This window comes from Amycolatopsis solani (assembly GCF_033441515.1).
Classification (GTDB): Bacteria; Actinomycetota; Actinomycetes; order Mycobacteriales; family Pseudonocardiaceae; genus Amycolatopsis; species Amycolatopsis solani.
Genome location: NZ_JAWQJT010000001.1, coordinates 3742546 through 3757041 on the forward strand (window position 1 = coordinate 3742546; position 14496 = coordinate 3757041).

General features: G+C 70.5%; 11 protein-coding genes. 2 read left to right on the plus strand and 9 right to left on the minus strand.

What is annotated here, in order from left to right; all coding sequences use genetic code 11:
* The first annotated feature begins 66 nt into the window (after positions 1–66).
* Positions 67–1401 carry an LVIVD repeat-containing protein gene (locus SD460_RS17845; protein ID WP_318306396.1) on the plus strand — a complete coding sequence of 445 codons (1335 nt, stop codon included), beginning with the start codon at positions 67–69 and terminating at the stop codon, positions 1399–1401.
* Here SD460_RS17845 and SD460_RS17850 read toward each other — a convergent pair.
* On the minus strand, positions 1391–2221 hold the full coding sequence (locus SD460_RS17850) for a helix-turn-helix transcriptional regulator (protein ID WP_290060484.1): 831 nt from the start codon (positions 2219–2221) through the stop codon (positions 1391–1393). The two genes, SD460_RS17845 and SD460_RS17850, sit on opposite strands and share 11 nt — an antisense overlap.
* A 131-nt stretch (positions 2222–2352) precedes the next feature.
* Here SD460_RS17850 and SD460_RS17855 point away from each other — a divergent pair, with 131 nt between their 5' ends.
* A complete protein-coding gene (locus SD460_RS17855; RefSeq protein WP_290060485.1) occupies positions 2353–2808 on the plus strand; it encodes a VOC family protein in 456 nt (151 codons plus the stop codon).
* A 50-nt stretch (positions 2809–2858) separates the two neighbouring features.
* Here the strand turns inward: SD460_RS17855 and SD460_RS17860 are convergent, their stop codons facing one another.
* The 8 genes from SD460_RS17860 to SD460_RS17895 all read right to left on the minus strand — a co-directional run bounded on the left by SD460_RS17860 (position 2859) and on the right by SD460_RS17895 (position 14493).
* Positions 2859–4436, minus strand: a complete 1578-nt coding sequence (locus tag SD460_RS17860; protein ID WP_290060486.1) for a glycoside hydrolase family 13 protein — start codon at positions 4434–4436, stop codon at positions 2859–2861.
* A 34-nt stretch (positions 4437–4470) separates the two neighbouring features.
* The gene (locus tag SD460_RS17865) at positions 4471–5340 is read right to left on the minus strand and encodes a carbohydrate ABC transporter permease (RefSeq protein ID WP_290060487.1); all 870 of its coding nucleotides are present in this window, start codon (positions 5338–5340) and stop codon (positions 4471–4473) included.
* Positions 5337–6311, minus strand: a complete 975-nt coding sequence (locus tag SD460_RS17870; RefSeq protein ID WP_318306397.1) for a carbohydrate ABC transporter permease — start codon at positions 6309–6311, stop codon at positions 5337–5339. The genes SD460_RS17865 and SD460_RS17870 overlap by 4 nt, the downstream gene beginning before the upstream one ends.
* Positions 6289–7665 carry an ABC transporter substrate-binding protein gene (locus SD460_RS17875; protein WP_290058382.1) on the minus strand — a complete coding sequence of 459 codons (1377 nt, stop codon included), beginning with the start codon at positions 7663–7665 and terminating at the stop codon, positions 6289–6291. The genes SD460_RS17870 and SD460_RS17875 overlap by 23 nt, the downstream gene beginning before the upstream one ends.
* Positions 7666–8020: 355 nt before the next feature.
* Positions 8021–9028 (minus strand): LacI family DNA-binding transcriptional regulator, encoded by a 1008-nt coding sequence (locus tag SD460_RS17880; RefSeq protein WP_290058381.1) that lies wholly within the window; start codon positions 9026–9028, stop codon positions 8021–8023.
* A gap of 1116 nt (positions 9029–10144) precedes the next feature.
* A complete protein-coding gene (locus SD460_RS17885) occupies positions 10145–11539 on the minus strand; it encodes a sensor histidine kinase (RefSeq protein WP_290058380.1) in 1395 nt (464 codons plus the stop codon).
* On the minus strand, positions 11536–12210 hold the full coding sequence (locus SD460_RS17890) for a winged helix-turn-helix domain-containing protein (RefSeq protein ID WP_290058379.1): 675 nt from the start codon (positions 12208–12210) through the stop codon (positions 11536–11538). The genes SD460_RS17885 and SD460_RS17890 overlap by 4 nt, the downstream gene beginning before the upstream one ends.
* 102 nt (positions 12211–12312) lie before the next feature.
* Positions 12313–14493 carry a discoidin domain-containing protein gene (locus SD460_RS17895; protein ID WP_318306398.1) on the minus strand — a complete coding sequence of 727 codons (2181 nt, stop codon included), beginning with the start codon at positions 14491–14493 and terminating at the stop codon, positions 12313–12315.
* Positions 14494–14496 lie beyond the last annotated feature (3 nt).

A 14496-nucleotide genomic window follows, 5' to 3' on the forward strand; every position in this document is an offset into this window, starting at 1 on the left:
TGTGTCCGGTTGATCTCCGTCGTAACGTCCCCGTGGTCACGCTCTGAGCGTTCTGGGAGGTTTCGCGTGCGCACCTGGTTGCGGTCGTGCTTCGCCGCCGTCACCGTCAGCGCCACGCTGGTCGCGACCGGGCTCCCGGCCGCCGCCTGCGGCGAGGACGACAAACCCGCCACCCCCGCCGCCCGCACGCTGGGCGACCCGGGCGCGATCAAGAACGTCAAGTCCGTCGGCAACGTGCCCGACGCGGCCGGCGCCATCTCGATCGGCTTCCTCGACTACGGCCGCCGCGACGTCATGGTCGTGTCCGGCGAGTTCGGGCTGAAGGTCTACGACCTGACGAAGAACCCGGCCGCGCCGAAGCTGGTCGGCCAGGTCAGCCTGCCGGGCCTGTGGGAGACCGAGGACACCGAGGTCGACCAGGACCGCAAGCTGGTGTTCCTCTCCCGCGACCCGCGCGCCTACGGCGGCACCACGCACACCGGCGAGTCCGGCATCTACGTCGTCGACGTCTCGAAGCCCGAGGCGCCGTCGATCCTCAGCTACGTCAAGGTGCCCGCGGGCCACACCACCAGCTGCGTCGACGGCTGCCGCTACCTCTGGACCGGCGGCCCGGCGAAGGCCGACGACCAGCCCGCCGACTGGGGCGGCCGGCCGATCTGGGTCACCGACATCCGCGACCCGCGGCACCCGAAGGTGAACCCGCAGCCCATCGAGCTGGCCCGCAACGACGGCAAGACCGACTACGTGCACGACGTCCAGGTCGACGACAACGGCGTGGCCTGGGTGTCCGGCCGCGGCGGCGTGCGCGGCTACTGGACGTCCGGGATCCACCGCGACCCGCTGTCCGGCAAGATCCGCCGCGCCACCGCGCACGAGCCGGTCCCGTACGCCGGCGGCGGCATCGCCGAGACGGCCGCGCCCTCGCGGTTCATGCACAACAGCTTCCACCCGGCCGGCCACCGAGTCGGCGATGGCGCGTGGCGCGGCCAGGACCTGATCTACGCGACGGAGGAGAACTTCGTCGACGGCTGCGCGGGCGACGGCGTCCTGACGATCTCGTCGCTGAAGGGGTCCTACAACGGCGAAGGCTGGCGCTCGACGCCTGCGCAGCCGTTCCGCCTGGAGAGCGTCGGAACCTGGAGCGTCAACGGCCAGGAAGGCGGCGACCCGGCGTCCGACGACTGCTCCGCGCACTACTTCGACGTCCGCGGCAAGGTCCTGGTGCAGTCGTTCTACTCGCAGGGCACGCGGTTCCTCGACGTCAGCGACCCGACGAACCCGCGGCAGATCGCGTACTACCGGCCGGGCGACGCGAGCGCGTGGGCCCCGTACTGGCACGGCAAGTACGTCTACGTCGCGGACAACGCCCGCGGCGTCGACATCCTGCAGCTCACGAAGTGACCGGCGCGGGGGTCGCCGTCCAGCTGGCCAGCAGGCGCAGCTTCTCCTCGGACGGTGACCCCGTGTCCGCGCTGTAGACGATGACGCTCTGCCCCTGGCTGTCCGGCAGGTGCAGCGTCTGCCAGTTGAGCGTCAGATCGCCGACCGACTCGTGGAAGAACCGCTTCACGCCGTGCTGGTGCTCGGCCACCCGGTGGTCGGCCCAGAACGCGGCGAACTCCGCGGACCGCGTGCTGAGCTCGCCGACGATCCGCGACAGCGCGTCGTCGGCCGGTCCCGCCCGCAGCACCGCGACGACGTCCGCGGCGATCCGCGCCCAGTCGCGGTAGACGACGCGAGCGCGCGGGTTCAGGAACATCCACTTCGCGGTGTTGCGCTCCGCGACCGGCATCGCCTCGAAGTCGTCGAGCAGCGCCTTGCCCGCGTGGTTGACGGCGAGCACCTCCAGGTGCGGGCCGTGGATGACGGCCGGCACGTCCAGCGCGCCGATCATCGACCGCAGCGCGGGCCGGGCCCGCGGCGGAGCGGGCGCCGGGTGGCGGCCCGGCTGCAGCAGCGAGCGGAGGTAGCGGGTCTCGACGTCGTCGAGCCGCAGCGCCCGCGCGATCGCGGCCAGCACCTGCCCGGAGACGTTGCCGGCGCGGCCCTGCTCGAGCTTGACGTAGTAGTGGACGCTCACCCCGGCGAGACTGGCGACCTCTTCCCGGCGCAGTCCCCGCACGCGCCGGGCCGTGGCCGGACTGGGCAGGCCGACCTCCTCGGGGGTCAGCGCCGCGCGCCGCGAAGTGAGGAAGCCGCGCAGGTCGCCACCGGTCGTCATGTCCGGATTATGACCCGTTGCAGCGCGGTGGAGCACGTTCTGGGTGGTACTGGCAGGGCCACGACCGGCCTTCACGGGACGGCCCGGGCAGGCCGTAATGGGAACCATCCGCTCGACCGATGGAGTTGACCATGCCGTTGCCCGCCACCCCGCCGCAGGACCCCGCGTCGCCCTTCGCGTCCATGCGCGGGCACCACACCGGGATCCGCTACCCCGACTTCGAGGCGGCCCGCGCGTTCTGGGTCGACACGATGGGCTGGCGCGTCCTGCAGACCTGGCCCTACGGCGACCTGACGCTGGCCTACGTGCTGCCGCCCACCCAGGACGACTTCCACCTGGAAATCCTCGGCGGTCCCGGCGCCACGGACCGGGAACGGTTCGACGACGTCGACGCGAGCCTGTCGGTCAACGGCTACAACCACGTCTGCCTGTCGGTCGAGAACGTCGACGAAACCCTCGCGGAGCTGCGCAAGCGCGGGGTGGAGATCGTCAACCCGCCGTTCGAGATCGCCGACATCAGCGCGCGGCTCGCGTTCTTCCGCGACCCGTGGGGCAACATGTTCGAGCTGTCCGAGCGCATCCGCTGATCCACCGGAGGCCGCCGCCGGGTTCGCTCGGCGACGGCCTCCGGTGCGTCCTAGCCGCGCAGCCAGACCGCGGTGTCCGTCGGCAGGGTGTCCGTGACCGCACCGCTGGCGAGCAGGACCTCGCCCGCCGGGAGCGGCACCGGGGTGTCCGAGAAGTTCAGCGCGAACGTGAACTCCGCCCCGATGCGGAACGCCAGCACGCCTTCGCCCGACGAGAGCCACTCGAGCGAGCCCGTGGGGAGGTCCCGCCGCAGGCGGAGCCCGGCGCGGTACAGCGACAGCATCGACTCCGGATCCGCCGCTTCGGCCTCCGCCGTGTACTCGCGCCACTCCTCGGGCTGGGGGAGCCACGCACCGCCCGAACCGAAACCGAACGGCGGCTCGGTGCCCGACCACGGGATCGGGACGCGGCAGCCGTCGCGGCCGGGGTCGGCGCCGTTCGTGCGGGCCCACACCGGGTCCTGGCGCAGCTCGTCCGGGATGTCCAGGACCTCCCAGAGGCCCAGCTCCTCGCCCTGGTAGACGTACAGCCCGCCGGGCAGGGCCAGCGTCAGCAGCGCCGCCGCCCGCGCCCGCTGGGTACCGAGCGAGCGGTCCACCGGCAGTTCGTGCAGCCGGTTCGCGAAGCTGAACCCCGTATCGCCCTCGCGGCCGTAGCGCGTGACGTGCCGCGTGACGTCGTGGTTCGACAGCACCCACGCCGCCGGCGCGCCGACCTCGTCGTGCGCCTTCAGCGTCCGGTCGATGACGTCCCGGAAGCGTTTGCTGTCCCACGGGCAGACCAGGAAGTCGAAGTTGAACGCCGAGTGCAGCTCGTCGCGGCGCAGGTAGCGCGCCGCGCGGGACATGTCCGGCAGCCACATCTCGCCGACCAGCACCCGCTCGCCCGGGTAGCTGTCGACGATCTTGCGCCACGAGCGGTAGATCTCGTGCAGGCCCTCCTGGTCGGAGAACGGCGTCTCGTCGCCGTCTTCGACGTCGGGCAGGTGCGGGTCCTTGACGAGCCCGTCGGCGACGTCGATGCGGAAGCCGTCGACCCCGCGGTCGAACCAGAACCGCAGCACGTCCTCGAACTCCGCGCGGATTTCCGGGTTGTCCCAGTTGAAGTCGGGCTGGCGCGAGCTGTAGAGGTGCAGGTACCACTCACCGTCGGGTACGCGCGTCCACGCGGACCCGCCGAAGCGCGACTTCCAGTTGTTCGGTGGCTCGGACCCGTCCGGGCCGCGGCCGGGCCGGAACCAGAACCGTTGCCGCTCCGGCGATCCCGGGCCCGCCGCCAGCGCGGCCTGGAACCACCGGTGCTCGTCGGAGGCGTGGTTGGGCACGATGTCGATGATCACCCGGATGTCGCGCGCGTGCGCCTCCGCGATCAGCTCTTCGGCCTCGGCGAGCGTGCCGAACAGCGGCTCGATGTCGCGGAAGTCGGCGACGTCGTAGCCGCCGTCGTCCATCGGGGACGGGTACCAGGGGGTGAACCAGATCGCGTCGATCCCCAGGTCGGCCAGGTGGTCCAGCCGGGCGCGGACGCCGGCGAGGTCGCCGACGCCGTCGCCGTTGCCGTCCGCGAAGCTGCGGATGTAGATCTGGTAGATGGCCGCGCTCCGCCACCAGCCGGTCTTGTCGGTCACGAAAGTGCCCCTCCTAGTCGTTGTGGAAAAGCCCTCAGCCCTTGATGCTTCCGGCGGTGAGCCCGGCGAGGATCTGCCGCTGGAACGCCAGGAACAGCGCCACCATCGGCAGGCTGGCCAAAACCATCCCGGCGACGAGCACGTTGAGCGGCATGTCGATCGCCACCCGCTGCAGCATCACCGAGAGCGTCTGCTTTTCGGTGTCCGGGAACACCAGCAGCGGCCAGATGAAGTCCTTCCACGCGGTGACGACCGCGAGGATCGAAACCACGGCCAGGATCGGCCGCGAGATCGGCAGGATGATCTTCCAGAGCGTCCGCACCGGCCCGGCACCGTCGATGCGCGCCGCTTCGATGAGTTCGTCGGGGATCTGGTCGAAGAACCGCTTCAGCAGGTAGATGTTGAACGCGTTCGCCGCCGCGGGCAGCCAGACCGCGGTCGGTGAGTTGATCAGGTTGAGGTGCAGCAGCGGCAGGTCCGTCACCGTCACGTACGTCGGGACGAGCAGGGCCGTGGCCGGCAGCATCAGCGTCGCCAGCATCAGCCCGAGCACGACGTTGCCGAACTTGGGTCGCAGCTTCGACAGCGCGAACGCGGCCGGGACGTCGATGGCCAGCTGCGCCAGCCACGCGCCGCCGGCGACGACGAGCGTGTTGAGGAAGTACTTGCCCAGGTTGAGCTGGCTCCACGCGTCGGCGAAGGTTTCCGGGTGCCACTCGTGCGGGACGAGTGTCGCCGGTGTCTGCGCCAGTTCCTGCGGGGACTTCAGCGCGCCGGTGATCGCCCAGTAGAGCGGGAACATGAAGGCGATGACGAAGACCGCGAGCGTGCACGCGAAGACGACGCCGTAGACGACCTTGCCGCGCGGGCTGCGCAACGCGCTGGGCGAAACGAGGGTTCTCATGACTGGTCCGCCTTCCGCGTCAGCCGGACGTACCACGCCGAGAACACGCCCAGCGCCACGAACAGCAGCAGGCTCATCGCGCTCGCCGAGCCGAAGTCGTTGTAGACGAAGGCGTAGCGGTAGAGCAGGAGCAGCACGGTGACCGTCGAGTCGTCCGGCCCGCCGCCGGTCATCACATACGGCTCGGTGAACACCTGCATGGTCGCGACGACCTGCAGCAGCAGGAGCACCAGCAGGACGAACCGGGTCTGCGGGAAAGTCACGTGCCGCAAGCGTTTCCACACCCCGGCGCCGTCGAGTTCCGCGGCTTCGTAGAGCTCGCCCGGGATCGTGCCGAGTGCGGCGAGGTAAATGAGCGTGGTGCTGCCCATGTTGGCCCACGTCGAGACGAAGACCAGCGACAGCATCGCGGTGCCGGACGAGTCGAGCCACTGGCCGCCGGGCAGGCCGACCGCGCCGAGCGCGGAGTTGAACAGGCCGGGCCCCGGGTCGTAGAACCACTTCCACATCAGCGCCGTGACCACCGGGGGCAGCATCACCGGCAGGTACACGGCGAGCCGGAAGAACGCCTTCGCGTGCCGGATCTCGTTGAGCAGCACGGCGGTCAGGAACGGGACGGCGAAGCCGAAGACGAGCGCGAGCCCGGTGAACAGCAGCGTGTTGCGCCAGGCGACGCCGAACAGCGGGTCTTCGAACAGCTTCGCGAAGTTGTCGAACCCGACCCACGTCGGCGCGTTGACGAAGTCCACCTGCTGGAAGCTCAGCAGCACACCGCGCACGATCGGGTACCAGGAGAACAAGGCGAACACCACCAGCGCGGCGCACAGCAGGCCGTACGCGGTGAGGTTTTCCTTGATCTTGCGCTTGAGCGTGGTGCGGCGGCGTTCTTCCGGCGAGACGGCCGGGCGCCCGGCCCGCGACGAGGACGTCGCGGGCCAGGCGAGGAGGCTACTTGACCTGGGCGAGGACACTGTTGACCTTCGACTCGGCGGACGAGAGCTGCTGGTCGATGTTCGCGTTCTGGTCGGTGAGCACGGCCTGCATCACGCTGTCGAGCGCGGCGTAGATCTGCTGCGCGTTCGGCGGCTCGATGCTGCCCTTGATCTTGCTCGTGGTGTCCACGTAGGACTGGAAGTTCTGTGCGGGAACGTTGGCGTACTTGGCCTTCAGCGCCAGCTGCTGCTCGCGGACCGCGCCGGTCCAGACGTCGGGGGTCGGCTCGGCGGGCAGGCCGACCGGCTGCTTGCCGTCGACGTACTGCTGGATGTGCTTCTCGAAGCGGTCCGGGTTGAGGTACTTCCACTGGATCCACTCGAGGCCGGCCTTGATCTTCTCCGGCGACGCCTTCGGGTTCACCATGTAGCCCTCGCCGCCGAGGAGGGTGCCCTCGCCGCCGGGCATGCCCGCGATGCCGTAGTCCTCGTACTTGCCGTTGAACTGCTTGACCAGCACCGGCACGTTGTCCGGCGCGGCCATGTACATGCCGAGCTGGCCGGAGCCCATCATCCGCTGCACGTCCGTGGCTTCGAGGAGCTGCTTGGCGCCCATCGAGTTGTCGGTCCAGCGCATGTCGTGCAGGTACTGGAGGGCCTTCTTGCCCTTGTCGTTGTTGAAGTCGGCGACCCACTTGTCGCCGTCCTTGCGGGCGATGTCGCCGCCCATCGAGTAGAGCCAGCCGGTCAGGTGCCAGCCGCCCTGGTTGTTCTTGCTGTAGTCGGCGTAGCCCACGACCCCGTTGCCCAGCGCGGTGATCTTCTTGGCGGCGTCCCGGACCTCGTCCCAGGTCTGCGGCGGCTTGTTCGGGTCGAGCCCGGCCTTCTGGAACAGCGGCTTGCTGTAGACGAGCCCCATCGTGTAGTTCATCGTCGGCAGGCCGTAGAGCTTGCCGCCGGCGTCCCGGAAGTTGTCGAGCAGTTCCGGCTTGATGTCGTTGATGTGCGGGACGCTCTTCGCGGCTTCCGTGATGTCGGCGGCCTGGTGCCGCGTGATGATCTGCGCGGGGTCGGTGAAGTAGACGTAGTAGACGTCTTCGAGCTGCCCGCCGGCGAGCTTCGCGGAGAAGGTCTTCGGGTCCATGAAGCCTTCGTGCGGATCGATGTCGATGTTCGGGTGCGAAGCCTCGAACTCCTTGACGTCGGCGTCGAACACGCTGCGCTCGAACGGCTGGCTGGTCGGCGGCTGCCCGGTGACCGTGATCTTCACCTTGCCGCCAGACTGCGCGGCGTTGTCGCCGTCACCGCACGCGGCGAGCGAGAGCGCCAGGCCGCCCGCGGTGAGCAGGCACAACATGCGGCGGGAGACGGTTCGGGACCAGGGACTGCTCATCTCAAGCCTCTTCTCGGGGTCGCGACGGCTGTCACGTGATTGCGGTCACCATAAAGGGGTGGACCAGATCGACGCAATAACCCGACGAGAATTTGCAAGTTACGAACAGGGCGCGAGCGGCTGGGCTGGCGGGCACGACGGCTCGCGGCGGGTCGCGCTGCCGGGGGGTCGCGAATGACTCATTCGGGACGTTGGAGGTCGCGAATGAGTCATTCGCGACGTCGGGGCCCCGCTGCGGCCTGGGGGTGGGGACGGCGAGCGGGGTGCTCGAGCCGGGCCGGGATGACGTGAATGACTCATTCCTGTCGTCTGACGACAGGAATGAGTCATTCACGACATCGGGCGAGGGGGAGGGTCAGCCGATGCGGCGGGCCGTCGAGCCGCGGACCACCAGTTCCGGGGCGAACAGCAGCTCCTCCGCCGCCACCTCGCCGCCGTTGATGCGCTTGACCAGGAGTTCCACCACCGCGCGGCCCATGGCCTCGATCGGCTGGCGGGTCGTCGTCAGGGGCGGGTCGGTGCAGTTCATCAACGCCGAGTCGTCGTAGCCGACCACCGACACGTCGTCCGGCACCGTGAGCCCCTGCCGCCGGGCCGCGCGGACCGCGCCCAGTGCCAAAAGGTCGCTCGCGCACAGCACCGCCGTCGCGCCGCGCGGGTAGAGCCGGGCCGCCGCCGCGTGGCCGCCCTCGATCGAAAACATGCCGTGCTCGACCAGTTCGTCCAGCACCGGCAACCCCAGCTTCGCCGCGTACGACTGGAACGCCGCGAGCTTGCGCTGGGACGGCACGTGGTCCGACGGGCCCAGCACCAGGCCGATCTTCTCGTGCCCGAGCGAGCTCAGGTGCCCGACGACCTGCTCGACCGCCACGGCGTCGTCGCACGACACCTGCGGCAGGCCGAGGTGCTCGACCGCCGCGTTGATCAGCACCGTCGGGAGCCGCCGCTCGACGAGGTGGTGGTAGTGCGAGTGGACCGCGTCCGCCTGCGCGTACAGCCCGCCGGCGAACACCACGCCCGACACCTGCTGCTGCAGGAGCAGCTCGACGTACTCCGCCTCCGACACCCCGCCCGCGGTCCGCGTGCAGAGCACCGGCGTGAACCCCTGCTGGGCGAGTGCGTTGCCCATGATCTCGGCCAGCGCCGGGAAGATCGGGTTCTGCAGCTCGGGCAGCACCAGCCCGACCAGCCGGGCGCGCTCGCCGCGCAGCTGGGTCGGCCGCTCGTACCCCATCACGTCCAGCGCGGTGAGCACGGCGGCGCGGGTGCTGGCGGACACCCCGGACCGGCCGTTGAGCACCCGGCTGACCGTGGCTTCGCTGACCCCGACCTGGCGGGCGACTTCGGCAAGACGACGCGTCATGGGTGAAACTTTACAGCAACCGAGCGCAAAAGTACGACGTGCCATACCGGCGAGGAACTGTCGATCAACGGTCGCGGGGGACGCACATCCCGTTCCTAGCTTGGCTCTCGTGACCAGCACCCTCGACCGCGCCACCACCACTCGCGGGCTCCACACCCTCTTCGCGCTCGCCCTGCTCCTCGCCGCTTACCGCGGCTTCCGGCTGCCGGGCGACTGGGCCGTGACGCTCGAAGCCGTCTCGCTGACCGACGGCTTCCACCGCCGGTTCCTCGTCGGCACCCTGCTCCACCCGCTCGCCCTCGCGACCGGCTACGCGTACTGGGTCTTCGCCGCCGCGGCGTTCGCCGTCCTCGCCGCGCTGCTCGGCGTTCTCGCCTTCGCGTTCGCCCGCGCCCGGCAGCCCGGCCACCGGCTCCTCGTGATCGGCTGGTTGCTCCTGCCGTCCGGCGGCTTCCTCTTCCACGAGGTCGGCTACTTCGACCAGGCCCTCTACCTGCTGCTGTTCGCCGCGCTGTGGCAGCTGCCGCGCCGGCCCGCGCTGGCGTCCGGGCTGCTGACGGCCGCGGTCTTCACCCACGAGATCGCGGCGCTCACCGTGCTTCCCCTCTTCGCGCTCGTCCTCCTGCGGCGGTCCTCGGTGCGGATCACGGCGAAGCTGCTCGTCACGCCGGTCGTGGCGGAACTCGCCGTGCTGATCCTGCCCGCGTCGAGTCCCGGCGCGGTCGCGAGGCTCGAAAAAGCGCTGGCCACCGCGGACTTCACCCCGCGAGCCGACGCGCTCGCGCTGTTCGAACGCACCCAGAGCCAGAGCTGGCAGCTGTATTCGGTCACCGAGGTCCTGCGGTACCTGGCCCCGATCCTCGCCGTGGTCGTGGCCGGCGCCCTGCTGCAACGCCTCGACGCGCTCGCCGTCGCGGCGGTCGCGGCACCGGCGTTGCTGGCCTTCGCCGGGTGGGACTGGGCACGCTGGGGGTTCCTGCTGGTCACCAACCTCGCCGTGGTGCTGTGGCTGAGCCCGGCCGTCCGCCCGCTCCCGTTGCTCGCCACCGCGGCGCTGCTGGCGTACCTGCCGCTGCCGTACTTCGACGCGCAGCACCCGCGCGAACTGACCGGGAGTCAGGCGGTCCTGGGCAGCCGCACGGTGAACACGGCGCCGCCGTCGTTGTGCGCGGTGAGCGATCCGCCGTGCGCCAGCACGTTTTCCCGCGCGATCGCCAGCCCGAGCCCGCTGCCCTCGGTCGCCTGACGCGCGTGGTCGCCTCGGGCGAACCGGTCGAACAGGATCGGCAGCAGGTCGGCCGGGACACCGGGGCCCGCGTCGGCGACGCGCACGACGACGTCGTCGCCGGTGCCGTCGAGGGTGACCGTGACCGGCGCAGAGCCGTGCCGGACGGCGTTGCCCAGCAGGTTGGCCACGACGGTGTGCACCCGCCGCGGGTCGGCGACGACGGTGACGTCCCCGCTCGCCGTGACGGCGGCCTCGACCCCGGTGACCTCGGCCGCGTCGGCGACCAGGTCCGCGAGGTCGACCGGCGCCACCCGCAGGTCGGCCTTCCCGGCGTCGAACCGGGCGATCTCGAGGAGGTCCTCGACGAGCTTCGCCAGCCGCCGGGCCTGGGTGCCGAGGATCTCGGCCGCGCGGGTGCGCGTGGCGGGTTCGGCGTGGTCGAGGGTGTCGACGGTGGCGATCATCGACGCGAGCGGGGTCCGCAGGTCGTGGGCGACGTCGGCGACGAACCGCCGCTGCTGGCGGTCCTTCGCGTGCAGCTCGTCGATCGACGCGCCGAGCCGCGCGGCCATCGCGTTGAACGACCCGGCCAGCGAGGCCACCTCGTCCCGCCCCTTGACCGGCACCCGCGTGCCGAGCGCGCCGGCGCCGAACTCGTCGGCCGCCGCGGACAACGCCTTGATCGGACGCCGGATCCGCCGCCCGATCAGCAGCGCGACGCCGGCTCCGAGCAGGCTGACCACCAGCGCGGTGCGGACGAGCCTCCAGCGCAGTGCGGTCAGGTCGTCGTCGAACTGGCTGAAGTCGAAGAACTGCACGAGGTGGTAGCCGGGGAGGGGCAGGTTCGCGTTGACCAAGAACACCTTGCGGCCGGTGCCCGGCACCCGGGCGTAGGCGCTGCCGAACTGCTCGGGCCGTCGTTGTTCGAACAGGCCCGCCCGCACGGTCCCCAGCATCGCGAGCTTGTCCGGCACCGCGATGGGGCCTTCCGCGCCGCGCACGACGTCGAGGGGACCGCCGGGCCGCTCGGTCACGATCGCCCAGTCCGGGTCGGAGCCGATCCGGATGCGGTCGAGCCACCCCTCGGTGCCGACCTTCGAGAACTCCACCAGCAGCTGCCGGTCGGCGCCCGAATTGGCCACGGCGGAGACGGCGAACCGGCCCAGTGCCTCGTCCGCCTGCACCTGGTAGGCGGCGTACGCCATGACCGCTGTCGCCGTCGTGGTCACCCCGACGATCGCGGCCACGATCCGCGTTCTCAAACTGACGGCCGGGAGCCTCACTTCGTCACCAGCCGGTAGCCGAGGCCGCGGACCGTGCGCAGCAGGACCGGGTTGGCCGGATCGTCCTCGACCTTCGCGCGCAACCGCGCGACGGCCGCGTCGACGATCCGCGAGTCGCCGACGTAGCCGTAGTCCCAGACGCGCTTGAGCAGCGTCTGCCGGCTCAGGACCTGGTTGGGGTGCTCGGCGAACTCGACGAGCAGCCGGATTTCGGTGGCGGTCAGCGCCAGCTCTTCCCCGCCCCGGGTCACCCTCATCGCGGCGGGGTCGATCGCCAGGTCGCCGACGTGCAGCAGCCCGGCCTCGAGCGTGGCGGGCCGCGCCCGGCGGCCGATCGCCTTGATCCGCGCGTCCAGCACGCGGGGCTCCGCCGGCTTCACCACGTAGTCGTCGGCGCCGCATTCGAGCCCGGCGACGACGTCGATCGGGTCGCCGCGGGCGGTCAGCAGGACGATCGGCAGCCGGCTGCGGGCCCGGATCCGGCGGCAGACCTCGAAGCCGTCGATGCCCGGCAGCATGACGTCGAGGAGGACGAATTCGGCCCCGGCCAGCGCGGTGAGCGCCTGCTCGCCGGTGGGCGCGTGGACGACGTCGTGGCCGAGCGCGCGCAAGGCCAGCGAAAGCGCTTCGGCCAGCGCTTGGTCGTCTTCCACCAGCAGCAGACGCGGCATCGGCCCTCCCCGGAGATGATCTCCCGGCGAGGTTAATGCAGGCCGGACGGCGGCCCGGCGGTTCCGTGCGGAACCGTCGAGCCGCCGTGCCGTTTCGTCACACTAGGCGGCCGCCACCTCGAACTCGGAGACCTGACCCGCGGGCCAGCCGGTGTTGCCGGTGAACGTCAGCCGCACGAAACGCTGCGACGTCGCTGTGAAGGAGGCCGACGCCGTGTTGCCGGAAGCCGGGTCGAACGCGTAGCCGCGCGAGCCCACCAGCGTCGTGTACGTCCCGCCGTCCGTGCTGCCGGAGATCGTCACCGTCTCCGTCCGTGCGCCCCACGCCGAGGACGGCGGCAGTTTGAGCGTGACCTTGGTGATGGACGCCGCCGCGCCCAGGTCCACCGTCAGCGTCTGCGGGAACGCGTTGTTCGCGCTCTCCCAGTACGTGTCGGCGTTGCCGTCGTTGGCGTTCGACGGCGGGAACCCGCCCTGGGAGGCCGACGCGCTGATCGCCTTGCCCTTCGCGATGTTGCTGCCGGACTGCGGCGGCTGCGGCGGACCCGAGTTCGGCGCGGGCCAGGACGAGCAGTCGCCCCAGGTCCCGGTCCAGCCGCTGTTGCCGGATCCGCCGAAGGTCATCTTCGGGATCGACGCCGGGTACGGGCAGTTGTACGTCCCGGTCACGCCGACGCCGGACGCCGTCAGGTTGCTGATCGACACCGACCCCTGCGTCTGCGACTGCGCCACGAACGTGCCCACGCCCTGCACGGAGACGCCGTCGATGGTGATGCCCTGGATCTGCTTGCCCTGCCCGTTGCCGTCGATGAACTGGATGGCCTCGTACGGGCTCTGGATCGCGGTGAACCCGGTGACCCGGATCGTCACGCCGGTGATCGCCTGGTCACGCGCGTCGAACCACAGCGCGCCGACGCCGAACTGCCAGTTCGGGTCGAGCGCCCCGGCTCGCAGCGCGGTGTTGTTCGACAGCGTCACCGTGCCGCCGAGCGGCACCGAGTTGAACCGGTTCGCGACCAGGTAGCCGCCGCCGAGCGCGTTGGTGTCCTGGACGAGGTTGCCGCTCACCGTGTTGTTCGAACCGCCGTACAACGCGATGCCGTTGGCCAGGTTCGGCTGCACGACCGTGTTGTTCACCAGCGAGTTGCCCGAGTCGGCCTGCCCGTTGGACCACAGCGCGAGCCCGTCGTCGCCGTTGTTGCGCAGGTAGTTGTTGCGCAACGTCGAGTTCGTGACGGCGCCGTCGAAGTTCACGCCGTCGGCCTGCGTGTCGAGGATGCGGTTGTTCTCGATGGTGAGGTTCGAGGACGCGCCGTTCATCAGCCACAGCCCGCACTTGGTGTCCTGGATCCACAGTCCACTCACGACCGAACCGGTGCCCAGGACGCCGTGGAACGCGTTGTCCGGGCTGCCGTCGTTGCGTTCGGTGACGTCGCCGAAGACCGCGAAGTCGTACAGCTTGATGTTGCCGGACGCGCTGCCGTTGTTGAAGATGTTGTTGCCGTGCAACACGGTGTACCACTGGCCGGCGCCGCGGACGGTGGTCTGGTCGATCTGCAGCGCCGAGCCGATTTCGAACCGGCCGGCCGGAACCCAGACTTCGCGACCCTGCGAACGGGCCGCCGAAAGCGCGGTGCGGAACGCCTGCGTGTCGTCCGAGGAGTCGTTCGCCGTGGCTCCGTAGTCGGTCACCGAAAGGGCGTTCGCCGGCTTCGATCCCGCACCGCCGACCTGCTCGAAGTCGGCGAGATCGATGGTCGCCTGGCCGACGTCACCGGAATCAACCTGTACCCGGACCTTCGCCCCCGCCGCCAGGTTCTGCCCGAGCAGCACGCGTGCGTCGTCGAAGAAGTGGTGGGTCTTCGAGCCGGTGATGAAGCCGGTGTCCACATAGGTGTAGCGGGACGTCACGGGCAGCGCGAGCTTGGACCCGTTGACCGACACCGAAAGCCGGCCGGACGAACCGTCGGGCAGGTTGTAGTGGACGTTGATCGAGTTCGCCGCCGCGGGCAGCGTGAACTCTACGTACTGACCGGTCGTGATCTTCACGGCCTGCCGCCCGGAGGCTTCAGACGCGATGCTGCCTTGCGTGTAGTCGGGGCCGACGGCCGAACCGGTGGTCGCCGAGCACTCGGCCTCGACCGTCCGGAACGGCACGCTCGCGCCCCCGGATGCGGTCGTGGGACAGGTGGCGGCCGCGGCGGGCGTGCCGCCGGACAGCACCGCCAGGCCGGACGCGGCGAGCGCGGCGGCGAGCAGGGCCGGGATGCGGGACATCGTCATCAC

Coding starts and splice junctions, on each gene's coding strand:
- SD460_RS17850 (WP_290060484.1), bottom strand. CDS start 2,221: ATGACGACCGGTGGCGACCTGCGCGGCTTCCTCACTTCGCGGCGCGCG.
- SD460_RS17895 (WP_318306398.1), bottom strand. CDS start 14,493: ATGACGATGTCCCGCATCCCGGCCCTGCTCGCCGCCGCGCTCGCCGCG.
- SD460_RS17880 (WP_290058381.1), bottom strand. CDS start 9,028: ATGACGCGTCGTCTTGCCGAAGTCGCCCGCCAGGTCGGGGTCAGCGAA.
- SD460_RS17865 (WP_290060487.1), bottom strand. CDS start 5,340: ATGAGAACCCTCGTTTCGCCCAGCGCGTTGCGCAGCCCGCGCGGCAAG.
- SD460_RS17875 (WP_290058382.1), bottom strand. CDS start 7,665: ATGAGCAGTCCCTGGTCCCGAACCGTCTCCCGCCGCATGTTGTGCCTG.
- SD460_RS17855 (WP_290060485.1), top strand. CDS start 2,353: ATGCCGTTGCCCGCCACCCCGCCGCAGGACCCCGCGTCGCCCTTCGCG.
- SD460_RS17890 (WP_290058379.1), bottom strand. CDS start 12,210: ATGCCGCGTCTGCTGCTGGTGGAAGACGACCAAGCGCTGGCCGAAGCG.